Here is a 1,246-nt window from a genome sequence, read left to right as displayed (position 1 = left end):
TCACGTTCACCGTGAGACTTTTCGAGGCCGCTATGTCGAGACTGAAATCCGCATCAGGCGCTAACGTAATTGCCGTGAGACTATCGGAAACAACTAAAGCCTGAGATGCGACTTGCCCTCGGTAAGTCGCCTCAAGCGTCACATTGCCGGCATCTAGCGTATCGAGAACACCGCTACCGTTGATCTTCGCGATAGCAATATCTGAGCTACTCCATACAGTCACAAGCTCACTGACATTACTTGTACGGCCGTCATCATAAGTGCCATCAACGCGCAACGACGTGCCTGCCAGACATTCCGAAAGCGACGCCGGAAGATTGGAGAAACTAAGACCGGTTAGCTGCGCAGTCGAGACATCAACAGGTAAGCGCGCATTTAGGTAGCTCCAAGATACAAGCACCTCTGCATTCCCCGAGACACTGCCAGCTGAAACTAAGCCTGTCTCATCTACAGTAAACACACCAGAGTCGCTACTGACCCACACAACTCGATCACTGACATCTTCCGTACTGCCATCACCAAGAGTTGCGATAACAGAAAACTGCGATGTGGCGTCCGCTTCCAAGATGGCGCCCTGTTTACCCGGCATAATTTGTATGCTCTGCACATCGTTTTCCACCACTTCGACTGCCGCCACAAAGGCTCGCTCACCTTCTTCATTTCTACACGCAGAAAGCACAAAGACGCTCATCAACAAAAGAAGAAACGAAAGTGAAGAGTTCAGTTTGAGACTAGAAAGCATAACGAAGCGCCGCTCCCACTGTATCGATTTTAATTTGGCCGGAAGAATAGTGGCGCTGCCAACGCGCACTGACATACCATTGAGAGTCCGCATCAAAAAGCTGCTCTTGCAGCCCTACACCATAGGCAAAGCCTTCAAAGCGCTCGGTGCTCAAGCTTTGACTTGTGTCTTCTCTCTTCAACTCAAGCTCGTGCGACGAAAAACCCAATAAGATAAACGCCTTTGTACCTCTTCGCGAGGGAGACTCAAAACGGGCACCGACACCGTAGCCCAACCCGACCGCTTGATTCAAGTTGTTGTCTGTGTCGTCCACGACCCCTTGGCTTACAAAAGCCTCCAGAGAGATGAGTTGATGAACGTACAACCCGCCCTTGAGCTCTGTCGCCCCCAACTGAAAATCTTTCTCGTCCACAGATTGCAGGACGACATTACCGGCCAACTCGGCATACGCTGCAGGTTCAGCATTGGCAACGCTCGAAGAGATAAAAAGCACAAATAGAAGTA

At 50.6% G+C, this 1,246-nt stretch carries 2 protein-coding genes; both read right to left on the bottom strand.

Annotation, left to right across the window (positions count from 1 at the left end; genetic code table 11):
• Nucleotides 1-742 (bottom strand): Ig-like domain-containing protein (locus tag A3751_RS17085; protein WP_197466443.1); only part of this gene is annotated, 742 nt, incomplete at its 3' end.
• A partial coding sequence (locus tag A3751_RS17080; RefSeq protein ID WP_082863344.1) for an outer membrane beta-barrel protein occupies nucleotides 732-1,246 on the bottom strand: 515 nt, incomplete at its 5' end. The genes A3751_RS17085 and A3751_RS17080, both read right to left, overlap by 11 nt.

It is taken from the genome of Oleiphilus sp. HI0080 (assembly GCF_001635135.1).
This window is presented reverse-complemented; position numbering and strand designations above follow the sequence as displayed.